Source organism: Pseudomonas sp. RA_35y_Pfl2_P32, from assembly GCF_963970735.1.
GTDB lineage: Bacteria > Pseudomonadota > Gammaproteobacteria > Pseudomonadales > Pseudomonadaceae > Aquipseudomonas.
The window spans coordinates 1-496 of the sequence record NZ_CAXAQF010000246.1; the positions used below are offsets into that span (position 1 = coordinate 1).

The 496-nt window shown below is 69.2% G+C and carries 1 protein-coding gene; it reads left to right on the forward strand.

Annotation, left to right across the window (positions count from 1 at the left end):
• The coding region (locus tag AACY45_RS28100; RefSeq protein ID WP_339548733.1) for a pseudouridine synthase at positions 1-496 on the forward strand (496 nt) is incomplete at both ends.

Genomic DNA, 496 nt, shown 5'->3' on the forward strand with positions numbered 1-496 from the left:
CGTGAAGTCGAGCGCATGATCGCCGAAGGGCGCGTCGCGCTCAACGGCGTGGTGCTCGATACGCCCGCGACGATCCTCACCTCGCTCGCCGGTGTCACCGTCGATGGCGACCCCGTCGAGGCGCCCGCCGCCGCGCGGCTGTTCCTCTATCACAAGCCGCGCGGCCTGATGACGACGCATGACGACCCCGAGGGGCGTCCGACCGTGTTCGACAATCTGCCCGAGGGCCTGCCGCGGCTGATCTCGGTCGGCCGGCTCGACTTCAACACCGAAGGCCTCCTGCTGCTCACCAATGACGGCGGCCTCGCACGCACGCTCGAACTGCCCGACACCGGCTGGCTGCGCCGCTACCGCGTGCGCGCTCATGGCGACGTCACCCAGGCGCAGCTCGACGCGTTGAAGGACGGCGTCGAGATCGAGGGCGTCAAATACGGTCCGATCGAGGCCACGCTCGAGCGCGACCAGGGCGCCAATGTCTGGCTGGTGTTTGCGATCC